Annotated in this window: 16 protein-coding genes; 3 read left to right on the top strand and 13 right to left on the bottom strand. The window is 40.3% G+C overall.

Translation table 11 applies throughout. From position 1 onward, the window contains the following. Positions 1-11: 11 nt before the first annotated feature. Together BCU68_RS11850 and BCU68_RS11845 are read right to left on the bottom strand one after the other, a co-directional pair. Positions 12-443 (bottom strand): YeeE/YedE family protein, encoded by a 432-nt coding sequence (locus BCU68_RS11850; RefSeq protein ID WP_241901366.1) that lies wholly within the window; start codon positions 441-443, stop codon positions 12-14. Positions 444-457: 14 nt separating this feature from the next. After that, complete coding sequence (locus BCU68_RS11845) at positions 458-877, bottom strand: YeeE/YedE family protein (protein WP_198591732.1); 420 nt, start codon at positions 875-877, stop codon at positions 458-460. A 130-nt stretch (positions 878-1,007) separates the two neighbouring features. Between BCU68_RS11845 and BCU68_RS11840 the strand changes: the two genes are divergently transcribed. Beyond that, the gene (locus tag BCU68_RS11840; RefSeq protein WP_102564950.1) at positions 1,008-2,711 is read left to right on the top strand and encodes an FAD-dependent oxidoreductase; all 1,704 of its coding nucleotides are present in this window, start codon (positions 1,008-1,010) and stop codon (positions 2,709-2,711) included. Between the two features lie 152 nt (positions 2,712-2,863). Here the strand turns inward: BCU68_RS11840 and BCU68_RS11835 are convergent, their stop codons facing one another. The 5 genes from BCU68_RS11835 to BCU68_RS11815 all read right to left on the bottom strand — a co-directional run bounded on the left by BCU68_RS11835 (position 2,864) and on the right by BCU68_RS11815 (position 8,803). Next, positions 2,864-3,361: a DUF1566 domain-containing protein gene (locus BCU68_RS11835; protein ID WP_102564949.1), complete on the bottom strand. Its 498-nt coding sequence runs from the start codon at positions 3,359-3,361 to the stop codon at positions 2,864-2,866. Positions 3,362-3,416: 55 nt separating this feature from the next. After that, entirely contained in the window at positions 3,417-4,976 is a 1,560-nt protein-coding gene (locus BCU68_RS11830) for an alkaline phosphatase (RefSeq protein WP_102564948.1), read from the bottom strand. Positions 4,977-5,646: 670 nt separating this feature from the next. After that, complete coding sequence (locus BCU68_RS11825) at positions 5,647-6,654, bottom strand: DUF2955 domain-containing protein (protein ID WP_102564947.1); 1,008 nt, start codon at positions 6,652-6,654, stop codon at positions 5,647-5,649. Further along, on the bottom strand, positions 6,644-7,708 hold the full coding sequence (locus BCU68_RS11820; protein WP_102564946.1) for an HlyD family secretion protein: 1,065 nt from the start codon (positions 7,706-7,708) through the stop codon (positions 6,644-6,646). The genes BCU68_RS11825 and BCU68_RS11820 overlap by 11 nt, the downstream gene beginning before the upstream one ends. A gap of 66 nt (positions 7,709-7,774) precedes the next feature. Further along, entirely contained in the window at positions 7,775-8,803 is a 1,029-nt protein-coding gene (locus BCU68_RS11815) for an AraC family transcriptional regulator (RefSeq protein WP_198591730.1), read from the bottom strand. A gap of 52 nt (positions 8,804-8,855) precedes the next feature. Here BCU68_RS11815 and BCU68_RS11810 point away from each other — a divergent pair, with 52 nt between their 5' ends. Next, positions 8,856-10,238, top strand: coding sequence for an MATE family efflux transporter (locus BCU68_RS11810; protein ID WP_102564945.1), 1,383 nt, complete (start codon positions 8,856-8,858; stop codon positions 10,236-10,238). Here BCU68_RS11810 and BCU68_RS11805 read toward each other — a convergent pair. Continuing rightward, positions 10,224-10,622 carry a nitrous oxide-stimulated promoter family protein gene (locus tag BCU68_RS11805; RefSeq protein WP_102564944.1) on the bottom strand — a complete coding sequence of 133 codons (399 nt, stop codon included), beginning with the start codon at positions 10,620-10,622 and terminating at the stop codon, positions 10,224-10,226. The genes BCU68_RS11810 and BCU68_RS11805 overlap by 15 nt on opposite strands. A 94-nt stretch (positions 10,623-10,716) precedes the next feature. On the opposite strand from BCU68_RS11805, the gene BCU68_RS11800 reads away from it, so the two are divergent. Then, a complete protein-coding gene (locus BCU68_RS11800; protein ID WP_102564943.1) occupies positions 10,717-10,911 on the top strand; it encodes a DUF2986 domain-containing protein in 195 nt (64 codons plus the stop codon). Here the strand turns inward: BCU68_RS11800 and BCU68_RS11795 are convergent. From BCU68_RS11795 to nirB, 5 genes are all read right to left on the bottom strand, one after another. Further along, positions 10,903-11,376, bottom strand: a complete 474-nt coding sequence (locus tag BCU68_RS11795; RefSeq protein ID WP_102564942.1) for an NYN domain-containing protein — start codon at positions 11,374-11,376, stop codon at positions 10,903-10,905. The genes BCU68_RS11800 and BCU68_RS11795 overlap by 9 nt on opposite strands. Before the next feature lie 105 nt (positions 11,377-11,481). Further along, positions 11,482-12,279 carry a uroporphyrinogen-III C-methyltransferase gene (gene cobA / locus BCU68_RS11790; RefSeq protein WP_102564941.1) on the bottom strand — a complete coding sequence of 266 codons (798 nt, stop codon included), beginning with the start codon at positions 12,277-12,279 and terminating at the stop codon, positions 11,482-11,484. A gap of 96 nt (positions 12,280-12,375) precedes the next feature. Next, complete coding sequence (gene nirC / locus BCU68_RS11785) at positions 12,376-13,185, bottom strand: nitrite transporter NirC (protein WP_102564940.1); 810 nt, start codon at positions 13,183-13,185, stop codon at positions 12,376-12,378. A gap of 85 nt (positions 13,186-13,270) precedes the next feature. Beyond that, the gene (gene nirD, locus BCU68_RS11780) at positions 13,271-13,618 is read right to left on the bottom strand and encodes a nitrite reductase small subunit NirD (protein ID WP_102564939.1); all 348 of its coding nucleotides are present in this window, start codon (positions 13,616-13,618) and stop codon (positions 13,271-13,273) included. Between the two features lie 2 nt (positions 13,619-13,620). Beyond that, on the bottom strand, positions 13,621-16,179 hold the full coding sequence (gene nirB / locus BCU68_RS11775) for a nitrite reductase large subunit NirB (protein WP_102564938.1): 2,559 nt from the start codon (positions 16,177-16,179) through the stop codon (positions 13,621-13,623). Between the last annotated feature and the right edge of the window lie 276 nt (positions 16,180-16,455).

The following is a 16,455-nucleotide window of genomic DNA, read 5'->3' as shown; positions in this document are numbered from 1 at the left end:
TGAAAGATTGATTAGTTCAAGCGAGAGGAGATCCCAGCAGCAAGCTTAAAGCCCACAAACATCGCCAGCATAAATAGCCAAGCGTCGCCATTCGCTAAACCAAGTGAAGCAACAACGGGTCCAGGACAAAGACCAGCTATCCCCCAGCCTAAACCAAACATCGCACTACCTATTAATAGCGGCTTATCCAGTGTCACTTTGCTTGAGATATTAAAAGTCTCATTGTTGACAGGCTGCTTTCTTGGCTTGATGATAAAAAAGTAAGCGGGAGCAAACACGGCTAATGCACCACCCATAACAAACGCCAAGCTTGGATCCCAATTGCCAGCAACATCTAAAAAGCCCACGACTTTACTTGGGTCAGCCATACCAGATATCACCATACCCAGACCAAACAATACACCAGAGAGTAAAGCGACTAATTTAAACAACAAAGAATTCATAAAACCCTCCTACCCTACAAAATGTGTAAACGAAGAAAAACAACGATTGCGGCTGTCAGCATAAAGGTCATCGTGGCGACAATAGAACGCTTAGAGCCTCTACCTATACCACAAATACCATGCCCACTCGTACAACCATTACCGATGCGAGTGCCTAAACCAACGAGCAAACCCGCGATAACTAAACCAATAGGGCTAGTGGCATAACTTGTCGGTACATCAAGACCGAATAGATAGACGCCAGTCGTACCACCAGCAACCAGACCTAATATAAAAATCAGTTGCCAAGAGAAGTTTTGGCTTTTAGGGGTTAATAAACCGGATAAAATCCCACTAATTCCTGCTATTTTGCCATTAAATAGCAAGAGAATTGTTGCTGAAATTCCGAGTAATACACCACCAAATAATGAATCCCATGGTATTGCCATTTTAATCTCCAACGTTCTTTTCATTAGAAAATGCTAATATTAATTAGATTAACATTAGACAAAGCTAATTTAAAGTATTATGTTATTAAACAGACCTAAAAATTCATTCGTAAATGATAAGCTTTTGGAGTAAAGAATGACAAAAATCTTAATAGTTGGTGGCGTTGCAGGTGGTGCATCAGCAGCAGCCCGAGCTCGTCGGTTAAGCGAAGATGCTGAAATTATTATGTTTGAGCGTGGTAGCTTCGTTTCGTTTGCTAACTGTGGTTTACCCTACCACATCGGTGGAGATATCACTGATCGTAGTAAACTCTTGCTCCAAACCCCGGAAAGCTTTCTTGCACGTTTTAATGTTGATGTCCGTGTCATGAACGAAGTGATCAGTATTGATCGACAAGCTAAAACGGTCAGTGTTAAGAATCTGCTTGATGGAAGCTCTTATGTTGAAACTTATGACTTCCTGCTATTAAGTCCTGGTGCTGGTCCTATTGTTCCACCTATTCCAGGCATTCAAAATCCACTAACCCATTCGTTGCGTAACATTCCGGATATGGATCGAATTCTAAATACCATCGCCACCAACAATGTTGAGCATGCAACCGTAGTCGGTGGAGGTTTTATTGGCCTTGAAATGATGGAAGCTTTCCACCAGCGAGGTATTAAAACCACCCTTCTTGAGCTTGCCGATCAAGTCATGACCCCGGTTGATAAAGAGATGGCTGGCTTTGCCCATGCTGAAATTCGCAATCATGGTATTGATTTAAGATTGGGCACAGCGCTCTCTGGTGTTGAATATGTTTCAGAAGCACACATTGCCCATGCCGACTCTGGTGAGCAAGCTGAACATCAACACATCAATGGTCATCTAAATCTTGCATTAAGCACAGGTGAAACATTAAAAACCGATCTGCTTATTATGGCGATTGGTGTGCGCCCTGAAACATCATTAGCCGTTAATGCCGATCTAAAAATTGGTGAGCTAGGTGGTATCTGGACAACACCAACCATGCAAACCAGCGATCCTGCTATTTACGCTGTGGGCGATGCCATTGAAGAAGCCGATTTTGTTACTGGCAATCAAACCTTAGTCCCGCTTGCAGGCCCTGCAAACCGTCAAGGTCGCATGGCAGCTGATAACATGTTTGGTCGCAACGAAAGCTACCAAGGAACACAAGGTACGGCTATTTGTAAGATTTTCGATTTAGCGGTCGCCTCAACGGGTAAAAATGAGAAACAATTGATCCGTGATGGGGTGACTTTTGAAAAAGTGTACGTCCATACCGCCAGTCATGCGAGTTATTACCCTGGTGCGGAAATCGTTTCATTCAAAATGCTATTTGATCCGCAAACTGGCAAGATATTTGGCGCGCAGGCTGCTGGTAAAGATGGCGTTGATAAGCGAATTGATATTATGGCTGTCGCTCAACGTGCTGGCATGACGGTTGAACAGCTTCAACACTTAGAGCTTACTTATGCGCCACCGTATGGCAGTGCAAAAGATGTCATTAACCAAGCTGCTTTCGTTGCTAACAATATAATCAAAGGCGATGCGACCCCTATCCACTTTGATGAAGTGGATGATTTGAATGAAGACCAACTGTTACTGGATGTTCGTAATCCAGGTGAATTAGAAAACGTTGGTTTCATAGAAGGTGCAATCAATATCCCTGTGGATGAGTTGCGTCATAGAATGGATGAACTGCCAAAAGACAAGGAAATCGTTATTTATTGCCAAGTTGGGTTACGTGGTAACGTAGCTTACCGTCAATTAGTCAACAATGGCTTTAAAGCCCGCAACCTAATTGGTGGCTATCGTACTTATCAGTTTGCCAAGGCTTAAAGTATAAGTAAAAGTTTACGAAATTAATATTAACCCTCAGCCATTACGGTTGAGGGTTAATCTGGTTAAAAATAACCCATCATATTGAAGCTAGCTGGTGAAGGGGATAGTCGTTTTAAAAATGTTCAGCTTAAAAGGGCTCTAGACTCGAGTTACTTTTTTTCGGATTCTTTAACAAGTCGAATAGGATTAGACAAGTACATATCTTCTTCTCCGATGTAGCCGACTGAAAAATCAACATAACCATAGTAAGAATAATCGGCAGTGCTACTCCAATACCATGAACTTAGCGTGTTGGGAAACGCCTTAATATCAATGGCTGGTGCGACACAGTCATTTTTAACTAAAGTAGCTAACTCTTCAATCGTTGGTAATCTCCATTTATGCTGTGATTGATTATTAATTTGTACAATTTTATTAAAGGCTGTTTCTTGAGAAAACGTTTGGATATTGCCGCCTTTACAATCAGGTCCAGTAAAACCCACAGTGCACTTCTGCCATTCCAGATTGGTTCTTTGATCCAAAATAATACCAGGCTCTATTTCTAAAAAATGCGTGTCTGCTTTGGTGTCTTCAGATTTACACATTTGAGCCTGAGCTGCAAAAGGAATTAAAAAGATGATAATAGAGCTTAGGTATTTTAATTTCATAGCTTATTCCATAATAAATAGGAAAGAGTCTCCCCTTTCCTATCAAATTTAGCAATTACTCAATGATGGCTTTGATAGCATCAAAAATATGAGTGTTATCAATGTACGCACCATCGCTATTATGACCAATGAATTTAGCAAAGTTCTCATCTTTGTCTACGATGTGGTTATTAAGCTCTTTTGAAGGTGAACCCTTTGCCCAAAGGCGAACCAGTTCATTAGTGTGTTGAGTTGACCAAAATTTCACATTAACACCATCAAGAGCTGGATTACCCAAACCAAAGTTTTCGACCGTATCATAAGCATATTCAGGTAGATCTGAAAGCATACTTAGCGGCATCGCATTACCGTGGTCTGTCGTAACGATAAGTAATGTCTCTTCCCAAGAGCTGTTTTCCTCAACCCACTCTTTTACCGCAGCCACTGATTGATTGAAGTCATGCGTTTCTTCAATCAGGTAGTTTACTTTATGATGACCTTGCTGATGATCATGAGCTGCCCAGTCTGTTGCCCCACCTTCTACCATGAGGAATATTCCTGTATCTTTTGCTCCAAGGTAGTTTAGGGCTGCTTTGGTCATAGTTTCTAAGCTAGGAACGCTTTGCAGTTGAGCAACGCCACTTGGCATGTTTGGATCGAATCCCATTTCAACTGGTCGTGATGCCTGTAAGGTATTACGTACTTTAGGAATACCGATGAGAGGTTGAGAAGGATCGAAATCCAAGTTGTTTTCCGCAAGAAGTTCAAACTGAGTCTTATCGGTGATTAAACGGTTAGGCTTATCGTAACCTTCACGAGTTTGCTCGCCCTTATTCAGTGCTATCCATATCTCTTTGTCAATGTTGTTGTATCGAGTGTTACATGCCCAATAAGCGCTACAGCCATCAGGGTCGTTAGCTTCCATAAATGCCATATTTTGACCAACATCATCGTAGTCGGGATGGCCTACACCCATTAACAGATCCACATAGTTATTAGTAAATTGATCTATCGAAATAGCTTCTTGATCCCTGCGAGATAGATTATGTGCAGAGAATGTTGCTGGTGTCGCATGAGACACTTGAACAGAGGAAACGACACCAGTGGCGAAACCATTTTGCTTCGCTATTTGAGTGATATTCGGTAACTGCTTCTCATAGTTGTCAAAACCAATAGAGTTATTATATGTTTTCGTTCCGGTGGCAATAGCCGTTCCAGAGGCGGCTGAATCAGTGTAATTATCTCTTAGATATTGATAGCCCTTAATATACGCTTCATATCCATCTTTATCTTGGACTTCATCAGACAATATCGTCTCCCAAGCTTTATTTTTATCGTAATTTACTGTTGAAATATCATCGAAAGTGGCATCACTTGCTGTATTCAGTGGATAAGTTGACATACCCAAAAATACATCCATGTCTGAGTACAAATTGGTGTCATTCGTTTTCTTACCATCACTCCAATAAGTCGCCATATCCCAAGTGAATGCACTAGCACCATCGTTAATCATAACGATAATGTTCTTAACTTGTGTACCTTGCTCAACGTCCGAATCATTACTTGAATTACACCCAACTAAAGCGCTCGCAATTGCAATAGAGATTAATCCAAATTTTAGGTTATTATTTATCACTGTTTTTTCCTTATTGGTGATTTATTTCGAGTGGGGAAATAATGCCCCTGAAATATGTCACAATTATTTCAGAAATAATAAACATCAACCTTTAAAATAAACTTAATTAAATGACGCCAATATAATAAACCTTAGGGATTAAACAATAATTACTGAGGAGTAGATATATAAATATTAGGCGTAGATTACATATACACTCATCACACATTATTATCTCCCTTCTATTCCCTTTCTAGTTAGCAGAATAATTCCCAGCCCCGAACCCGAACCCGAACAAAATAATTTAAAATCAACAAGTTAAGAAAAGTAAGATCGTATTTACAGTTTATGAATCATGGTGAGTATCACAAAGAGATAATACTCATACCCTTATCGTAATTATATTCATACTTATTTTTTCAACTTAGCCGCTTACATTCGCTAACGAGTAACAAATCTAAGCCTTCCTTTATGCACTTATACGCCCAATAGATGAAAAGTAAGCCTATGAAATAATTTTTCTACGCCTCAATTAATTAATACTAATCCTATAACTTAGTGAATATTAAAAGTTAATACATTCAACTAGGTAATGATAATTATATTCATAATATCGATTAGAATTAAAAAACTGTTCGTTATTTGGTCTACAAGCCCGCTTTTGCTTAACATCATAAAAGCGGGCTTATCTTTACTTCTCAGGAGAGAGCAAGGTAAGTGATTTGTGTTTTGTGATATTTAAGATCAACGAACCAATGAGAATGGCAATAACAATTGAAATTAGACGCAAGAACTCGGCCGATAATGAATCAGCGGCTTGGTGCTTAATGATTTGATACGTCAATACGACAAAGTTTGTAAACAATAACTGGTAAATCGTTGAACGACATTGCTTCCTAATGGCGTAACATGCTAGTTGCAGTCCACAAAATAGTGATACGCCAATCAAAAACCATGTTGCTACGCCGACAGTAAATAGCATCATGACAGGAAGTGTAAATAAAATGCCTACCGAAGTCGTTACAATCTTATTTTGACTAAATATTCGATAATCGGTGGGGCTTGGCAGCTTGATCATACTACTAATGGTCATAGCTATAAGCATTGTTTGAGAGCTTCCAAAACCCATTAAAGCGATCAAGGCAACCCCCATCATTGTCGCTTTAAAGGCAATAATACCAATATGGGTTTGTGCTCCTTCCTTAACTCGTGTTTCAGGTAAAATATCTTGCTCATCACCCGGAAAGATTAAAAAGCTAAGATAAGTCACCACAAGGGCTGTAATGAACCCCTCAAACATCAACCAAGGAAGACCATTTAGCGGAGCTCCGAATTGTATGCTCATCACGACCATAATGATCACAACCATTAATAACAACGTTGCAAAAAAGTCTTTTGGATCATGATGACTTCGATAAAAGCCCAGAAACAATAACGCCCAACAAAAAAGACCAAACCCCGTTGGCGAATCAATCAATAACCCTGCAAAAAAGACCACCCCAAAGCTGATAAAAACTAATATCAATAGTAGCTTTAACAGCATATTTAATGGTGGTCTAGATGGCATAATCGTTAGAAATATCACGACAAACATCGGGGCCAAAATAGGCATCGCAGCCGCTGAATATTGTAAGTAATACAACAACAATATAGGAAAAAAGACGACTCTTATAACTGAGTTAGCAGGGCTACGAAACATAAGTCCACACACTTAGAATACGCATCCAAATATTGGCAAGCCACTCTCCAAAACGACTCTCTTCTGTAAAAAATGCAACCGTCGCCTGAGAACCGTAACGAACATTGTGTGGAATATCTTCAGCATCAAAGACAATGTTTACAGGGTAACGCTGGGCGCTAAGCGAAGTGGTATCTGCTGTCAAAAAACCGGTCGATTGATCAATATTATTACTTCCCCCTGTCCCCCAACCAATACTCTCTACCTTTCCTCTTAATACTCGACCAGGTAGCGCATCTAAAACAATCTCAACAGTATTCCCAACTCGAATATGTTCTAGTGAGTTTTCGCGTACCAATGCAGAGATCCAAACTTCACGAGGATCGATAAAGGTCAGCATCGGTGATCCAGCTGTTGCTTTCTGCCCAACCGTTAATTGTAAATTTGTCACTATCCCCTTTGAAGGAGCTGTAACCGCAGTTTTTTGCAAATCCAAGCGTGCTTTTTCTAAGTTAGCCATCGCCGCTAAAATTTGAGGGTTATTTTCACCCGCAGGTCCTAAATTTTGTTTGGCTTGCGCTAACGATGCTTCAGCGACTTTAAGACTGGCTTGTGTACGATCACGAGACTCAATGGCATTATCTAAATCCGATTGACTTAATACTCCTTTACCCGCTAATTCTGTAATCCGCGCGGCTTGCTCTTTGGCATTATTACGTGCAGCCAAGGCATCAACCACTTTAGCTTGAGCAACTTCAACAGCGGCGGTATTCGCACCAATACTTTGCCCTGCCATCGCTAAATTAGCTTGAGCGGTTTGCAAGCTTATCTGGTAGTTTCTTGGATCAATACTGAAGAGTACATCACCGGCTTCAACCACTTGATTATTAATAATATCTACCTCAGTAATATTACCAGAAACCTCAGAGGCAACTCTGACCAAATAAGAATGTACACGTGCTTCACCCGTCATTGGCGTGACACGATCAGCCCAAAGGCTATATAACCAAACCGCTAGAATCAAACCAATAATATAAAAGCTTAATTTTCTAGATGATTTTTCTGCTGCAGACATGATTTTTCTCTTTATTTATAATCAATACATAATAATAGCCAAGTACGTCACTCGCAAGTTGACGCCTTAAACACTTTCTCTTTCAATATCTACTCTAACTTCTTGCTCACTCAAAAGTTTGCGATAACGACTTGGAGAGCAGCCAAAGTGTTTACGAAAACGGTGAGTGAAGTTGTAAGGGTCTTTATAACCGAGTCGATGGGAAATCATTGTTATATTCCATTCACGATACTGGAGAAGATCGGCTGCTTTCTCCATACGTAACTGAATGAGCTTACTGCGCGGCGATAAAGCAAAAAGCTGTTTTGAGATTCGATTCAACTGCTCTTCACTAATAAAACACAGTTTAGCCATTTTCTTAACCGTCCAATTAAGATGCAACTGCCCTTCAATGTCATTAAATAGTGCATGAACCCGAGAGACAGAACTGACTGCAGGTTGCTCAAAGCCCATCAGTAAACGACTAAATTCACTGACTAATAATCGTCTAAAGCTCGCTCTTGCTCCTATTTCAGTATGAATAAGGTGAAGCAGTGACCATAGCCGTTCAACATCATGATAAGGGATCACTTTAATGCTAAGTTTACTAGGGACAGGTTTACTAGGAACGGGTTTATTAGAAGCGGATTTATTAGAAACCTGTTTATTAAGGCTCGATTTATTGAAGCTGGATTTGGTTAGATTCGATTTAGAAAAATGATCCCACTTACTATCAGCTTCAAGCAGTAACCAAATCATTTTCCAGTGATTATCGATCGGATTTAGTTCAAAGCGAAACGGGGTATTAGCAGGAATAACCAATAAAGAAAATGGCTCTAATAAAATGACATCATCAGCCGTTGTCAGGATGCCGCCACCCTCTAAAGTAAAAAGTAACGTCTGAACCTGAACGCTTTCACGCTCAACATAATAGCCGTCAACTAGCTCGGCCAACCCTGCCATAAATATTGCTTCTTGTCTGAGTTCAGGGATATCAGATAGAGTAAGAAAACGCTCTTTACAACGATCAGCGAGGTACACTTCATCTACCCAGGTATTTTTAGGCTGCATGACGTCAATGACGGATTCGCACAGCTTTTCCCTATTTTCTAACATGTCCTTTTTTCCTACTCAATTCTATAGTTCTCCCATAAATATAGGAGAAATCATGACTAATAAAAACTACCTCAAAACACAAAACAAAGCGAGACCCGATGGTATGCTCTTCAAGGTCATGAAGCTAGGTTTTCCTGTGGCAATTCAAAGTGCTTTGGTCGCAATACTGGCTTTAGCCGATGTACTGATGGTGAGCGATTTTGGTAAAGAAGCCACTGCCTCTGTTGGTATTGCCTCTAAATGGCATTTTGTTGCTATTATGATTATGGCTGGTATGGCATCTGCGAACGGTGTTTTAGTTGCGCAGTACTGGGGTCGACGAGATAAGACATCAGCCAAAAGCATTACATTATTAGCCATGCGTTATGGCGCTAAAATATTGATCCCGGTTACTTTTGTCATTACGGTTTTTTCCGGTTATATCATGATGCTGCAAACCAGTGACGCACAGGTTATTGCGTTAGGATCAAGCTACTTATGGTATAGCTTTCCTGTTTTAATTTTAACGCATTTAGTCATAGTGACTGAATCTGCCCTGCGCTCATCAGGTGACACCGTCACGCCATTGTTACTAGGTACTATTACTATTATGGTTAATATCGCCCTCAACTTTTGGCTGATTAAAGGTGGATGGGGCGTCCCTGCCATGGGCGTTGCTGGTGCTGGGCTTGCCACAACAATATCTCGCTTGCTGCAGGTTATTTTGATGGTCGTTTATTTAAAACATCGCCAGCACTGGTTGTTCATCGCAGATACATTAGTCGATAGTAGTAAGCTGTGGCGCTCTTATGTCAATATTGCTCTACCAACCACGGGCAGTGCTGTCATTTGGGCATTAGGCATTCTGAGCTACCAAATGATTTTTGGTCACATGGGAACCACTGAACTTGCCGTATATAGCATGATGGGACCATTTGAGTCGCTTTGTTACGCTATCTTCTTTGGTATCTCTGTTGCTTGCTCTATTTTAGTGGGTCAAGCATTAGGTCGAGATGAGTTTGATCAAGCCATCGGTATGTCAGCCTTTTTCATCAAAACCGTACTCTTTTTTGGGCTTCTAGTCGGTGGGATTATGCTATTAGGTAAAGCGTATATTTTAAGCTGGCTAAACCTTGATAGCCCTGAACTTTACCCTATTGCCTCACCTGCAATTGCTGTCTTTTGCTGCATCATTTGGCTAAGAATGCTCAATATGATCATTATCAATGGCATTTTACGTGCTGGAGGTGATAACCAGTTTTGCTTAAAAATGGACATTATTTCAATGTGGATGGTTGGAGTCCCGATTACCGCTTTAGGTGCATTTTTCTTTGGTTTAGAGTTCCATCAGGTCTATCTATTACTTGCGGTAGAGGAGATAGTCAAGTTTTCACTTTGCTTCCATCGTTACCTGAAGCGCCACTGGATGAATAACCTTACGTTAGCGACGACGTAACCGTTGATGTCGATTGGATGCATTTGCCTCTGGCTTTTCAGGGGCTGTTTTTCTTTCATGCACCAGATGGCGAATGGCTAAAATGGGATGCTTTAGTAACATTCTTGGTCCTGAATAACGCATAACCAAACGCATTTGCTCTTTAGGTTCGGGCTTATAACAATGTATTGGGCAGCGATTACATGTCGGCTTACTTTGCCCGTAGGGACAACGATCTAAGCGAACTTCAGCGTAATCCAACAAGGTTTGGCATACATCACAAGGTGCATTTAAACCCGTATGGTGAAAACGACAATAAATGTTAATCATCGCCTGTACGGTTTTAAACTCCGTTAGTAACTCACCGTCGAGTAAGTGGCTGATTTTTGCTATTTCGTCTTCCATTTTACTGCTCACCTTGTGATTTGCTTCAAAAGTCTTTATTCTTCACCGCATTCAAGCTTACTAAGCTAAGCCGACATTATTCAAGGTACTAATAATGAACCGTAAGAAAAAAATCAATGCAATTTTTAAAAAACGCATGAAGAAAAAAACTGCCAAATTGCATACTAGCAACAAACCTCGTTACATCTCAAAAGCTGAACGTGCCAAAATGGAAGCGGAAGAAGCAGCAAATGTAGAAGTGACGACAGACGCTGCAACTGAATCTGAAGCGAGTACAGATTCAGAGTAAAAGATCGTTATTGATCGGAAAGAACTGGCTGGCAGAGTCAATCAAGTTTTGAGCTGTCAGTCCAGGTACACCATACACTTCTACCGATTTATTGAAACGCTGTTTAATACGCTCCACCAGCAACTCAAAATCCCCATCACCTGACAGCAATACAATCACATCAGCTTGCTCGGCTAGTTCAATGGCATCAAGCGCAATACCTACATCCCAATCGCCCTTAGCACTACCATCACGTCGTTGGATAAAAGGTTTAAGCTTTACGTTAAAACCAACACCGCGCAAAATATGATGAAATTGACGCTGGCGAGGATCTTGACTTGAAATCGCATAAGCATTAGCAGCGATCACTTCACGTCCCATCGTTGCTACATACCAAAACTGGTTATAGTCAAAGTTTGCTTTATATTTATCTCGGGTCGTATAGTAGATGTTTTGCACATCAACTAAAATAGCTACTTTTTGCATAAATTCATTTCCTTAAATATATACTCCGGTCCTCATGGATTGGAATATTAAACGCCAATAGCAATTATACGCTTAATCTTTAAGGCTAAATATCTTTATTTCGTTTTACTGCGATTTATCAAACCAATGTAACTTATCATGCAATGTTGTGACACTACCTATAACAATTAATGCCGGACTTTCAGCACATTTTGCAAGCTCACTTAATTGCTCTAACGAACCTGTAAATACACGCTGCTGAGGCGTTGTCCCTCGTTCAATAATTGCACATGGTGTTTGAGTGTTTAAACCATGATCAATTAAATGCTTTGTTATCGAGGAGCACTGTTTAAGGCCCATATAAAAAACCAGTGTATGATTTGACTGAACCAATGAGTGCCAATTGATATTTTGTCCATCTTTTTGTACATGGCCAGTAATGAACTGAACACTTTGCGCATGGTCTCGGTGGGTTAATGGAATACCAGCATAAGCGGTACAGCCCGCTGCCGCAGTAATACCAGGAACCACTTCAAATGGTACCTGAGACAGTGCTAACGTTTCTAGTTCTTCCCCACCTCGCCCAAAAATAAAAGGATCCCCTCCTTTTAAGCGCACCACTCGCTTACCCATTTGCGCGTATTTTAATAAAATTTGATTAATTTGATCCTGTGGAACGCAGTGATAATCTAACTGCTTACCTACATAAATACGCTCTGCCGTTGGATTAACTAATGCCATAATTTCATCGGAAACTAAACGATCGTATACAACAACATCGGCTTGCTGAATAAGACGATAACCTTTCATGGTCAGTAAATCTGGATCACCTGGTCCAGCACCAACTAAAGAAACCAAACCATTTGATGGCAGATTTTCAGCGGTTATTTGCAATGAAGCAGAAGTTAAATTTGAGTTTGACATTATCGTTATCCAACTTTAAGCGTTGTATGTTTAAAATAAATAGCACCATAAAAAAAGAGCTTACCTCTCAGCAAGCCCTCTATCATCGTTGGTTTATTATGCTTTTGCTGCGCTTGTGTTAACTTGTGCGTTCACAATAGGACGCTCTGACTTTGGTGTCGCATACCAGTAACCAAGACCCATAAAGACAACCCCTGAAACTGCGTTACCTAAAGAAACCCAAATTAGGTTATGAGTAATGCCACCCATAGTAAATGCTTCTGTATGATTACCAAATAAAGACATTGCAAATAGTGTCATGTTAGCAATCGAGTGCTCGTAACCAGAAGCAATGAACGCAAGCAGACACCACCAGATAGCAATAAAGCGACCTGTCCCTTCAACGCGTTGGCACATCCAAATCGCTAGACATACTAGCCAGTTACATAGAATACCCTTAAAGAACAGAACCATGGCAGGTGCTGTTGTTTTTGCTAGTGCAGCATTATGAGCTAAGCTACCAGAGTCAGATAGTAAGTTACCACCACCAGCATACATAAATAAGCCAGCAACAAAAATAGAGCCAATTAAGTTACCCATCCATGTCTGAGGCAAAATTTTAGCGGCATCAGCAACACTCGTTTGACCTGTTTTAATGCCAAACGTTAAAAACATTGTATGACCAGTAAAAAGTTCTGAACCAGCCATAATGACTAAGGTTAAAGCAATGCCAAATGTTGTTCCCATCACAAGGGGGCGAATAGATGGATCGACCATATTTCCTAGAGTAAAGATTAAAATAATCCCTAAACCGACATACGCTCCTGCCATAGCTGAACTTATCCAAAAGCCAAGTGGGCTGTCTTCTGCTAATCGCTTAATACGAGCAGCATTATCACCACACTTTTTAATTGCATCTGCAAACATAAAATTACCTATAAAAATTAAAGTATAAAAAGAAATCGAATACTGATAGAAACTAAAGCAATCAATACTTTAGTTTCTATGGATATTAAATTGCTGTCTTTATTTCAACGTTACCTTTACTCACTCTCACTGAGTAAGATTTGACACTAAAGCGTTCATCTTCAAGACAAAGGCCCGTCGCTAAATTGAAGTGCTGTTTTTTCAATGGACTTGCTACCCAAAGTTCTCCTTGATGCTCACAAATTAAACCACGTGAAAGAACGTTTGATTTAGCAAATGGATCATGGTTGGCAATCGCAAATACTTGCTCATTGTTGCGTGGACGAAAAATAGCAACTTGCTCACCATTAACTAAAGCACAGACACCCGTTGCTGGGAAAACATCTGTAATTGGGCAAATAACTTGCCATTCTTTTGATGCTGTTTTACTCATCGTTATTTCTCCAACTCTACGTGTAGAATATCGCCTTTCGCGTTCGGGTTTTTCTCTGTATATGTAGCAGGACGGTGTTGCTCACGCTCAGAGACAAATACCACATTATCATCACGCTGATCACTGTTGATAAAATGTGAAAAGCGTTTTAATTGGCTCTCATCGTTAATCGTATCTGTCCATTCACAGCTAAAGGCTGCCACTAAGTTTGCGGCATCAGCTTCAAGTTGATCATTAATACCCAGCTTATTGTTAACGATCACTTCGCGTAAATAATCAACGCCACCTTCCATGTTTTCCATCCATACAGAAGTTCGTTGTAACTTATCTGCAGTGCGAATGTAGAACATCATAAAGCGATCGATGTATTGAATTAATGTTGCTTCATCAAGATCAGATGCCAATAAATCCGCATGGCGAGGTTTCATACCACCGTTACCACACACATACATATTCCAACCGGCATCCGTTGCTATGATCCCTAAATCTTTACCTTGAGCTTCGGCACATTCACGCGTACAACCAGACACACCAAATTTCATTTTATGCGGTGTACGTATACCTTTATAACGATTTTCAAGTCGTGAACCTAAACCGACACTATCCTGAACACCGAAACGACACCAAGTACTACCAACACATGTTTTCGCCATACGTAGTGCTTTAGCATAGGCTTGACCTGTCTCGTAACCTGCAGCAACCAATTTTTTCCAGATAGCCGGTAAATCGTCTTTTTGGGCACCAAATAAGCCGACGCGTTGAGCACCCGTGATCTTGGTGTATAGGTTATATTCAGCAGCAACATCTGCTAATGCACCTAGTGCTTGTGGTGTTACTTCACCACCTGGCATGCGAGGAATAACAGAATAAGTACCATCTTTTTGCATGTTGCCAAGGAAGTTATCATTTGTGTCTTGTAGGCTCACTAATTGCGGGGCTAATACATGTTCACCCCAGCAAGACGCGAGAATAGAACCAACCGTTGGCTTGCAGACCTCACATCCATAACCCTTACCATATTTATCAAGCATCTCATCAAAACTCTTGATGCCTTCAATTCGGATAAGATGGAACATTTCTTGACGAGAATAAGCAAAGTGCTCACAAATATCGTTGTTGACTTCAATACCTGATTTGGCTAATTCTGCATTAAGCACAGAGGTGACGAGAGGGATACAACCACCACAGCCAGTACCAGCACCCGTCACTGATTTAATGTCACCCAGCGTATGGTGACCATCTGCGACAGCCTGAGCAATTTTTGCTTTGGTTACATCAAAACATGAACAAATAACAGCACTATCAGGTAAGGAATCGGCACCTAATGTTGGCTTTTCTGCCCCAGCATGAGCCGGTAAAATAAGCGTGTCTGGGTGCTTTGGTAGTTCAATGTTATTCAACTTTAGCTGTAATAAATCGCCATAGTCAGAGGTATCTCCAACCATTACCGCACCAAGCAACTGCTTACCGTCTTCAGAGACAATGATGCGCTTATACACTTCATCTTCTTCATTTTGGTAAACGTAGCTCTTACAACCAGGGGTTCGACCATTGGCATCACCAATTGAACCGACTTTTACACCCAGTAGTTTTAGTTTTGCGCTCATATCCGCGCCTTCAAACTCACTCTCATTACCCACTAAGTGATCAACGGCAACGGTTGCCATTTTATAACCAGGTGCAACCAAACCGTAGAATGTTTCATTCCATGATGCACATTCACCAATGGCATAAATATCTTTATCTGAAGTTTGGCAATGATTATTAATCGCAATCCCACCACGTGGAGCAATTTCCAATTCCATGTGACGTGCTAGTTTGTCTTGAGGACGGATGCCTGCAGAAAAAACGATAAAGTCCGTTTCAAGTTCAGTACCATCCGCAAATCGCATTACATTACGTGCATTTTCGCCTTCAGGGGCAATTTCTAACGTATTCTTACCCGTATGAACTTGTACGCCCATACGCTCAATTTTATTACGTAACTGCAAGCCACCTTGTTGGTCTAATTGTTCAGCCATTAGTACTGGTGCAAATTCAACTACGTGAGTAGCAACACCAAGTGCTTTTAACGCACCCGCGGCCTCTAAACCTAATAAACCACCACCAACAACAACGCCTGATTTACTTTTCTTTGCTGTTGCTTCTATTGATTTTAGATCTTCAATTGTACGGTAAACAAAGCAATCTTTACTTTCGTTACCTTTGATTGGCGGAACAAATGGGTATGAACCTGTCGCTAATACAAGTTTGTCATATTTAATTTCACGACCTGTGCTTGAATAAACCACATTATTGTCACGGTTTATATTAATCGCACGCTCACCAATTAAAACATTAATACCGTGCTTTTGATAAAATCCTTCTTTAACAAGAGAAAGTTCGTCTGCTGTATGGTGTGAAAAATAAGAAGAAAGATGCACACGGTCATAAGCAACACGTGGTTCTTCACAAAAAACGGTAATATCTAAATTTTGTGTATCAGTTTTTTCAACTAAATCTTCAATAAAGCGATGGCCTACCATGCCATTACCAATAATGACTAATTTCATCTTGCTCATAAGAATTCCTGACGGTTATATTTCTACTGAGCCAATTGTTATTTATGAAAGGAAATGAATTAATGATGTAAATCAATTACAGAACCAAACAACCCTAAAGAGGTAGTACTAAAGGGGTTTATTGTTGATATTTAGCTCAACTTGCTGCATAAATGATCCACTTAAATGCGATTACACTAAATGCAAGTATATTTCCCATCTTTTTTTATTATGATAAATGGAACCTTGCTCACACTTAATTTTATATACTTTCATAATTTAATATAAATACATATA

The organism is Vibrio sp. 10N.286.49.B3 (assembly GCF_002873395.1).
In the GTDB taxonomy this organism is placed as follows: domain Bacteria; phylum Pseudomonadota; class Gammaproteobacteria; order Enterobacterales; family Vibrionaceae; genus Vibrio.
This window is presented reverse-complemented; position numbering and strand designations above follow the sequence as displayed.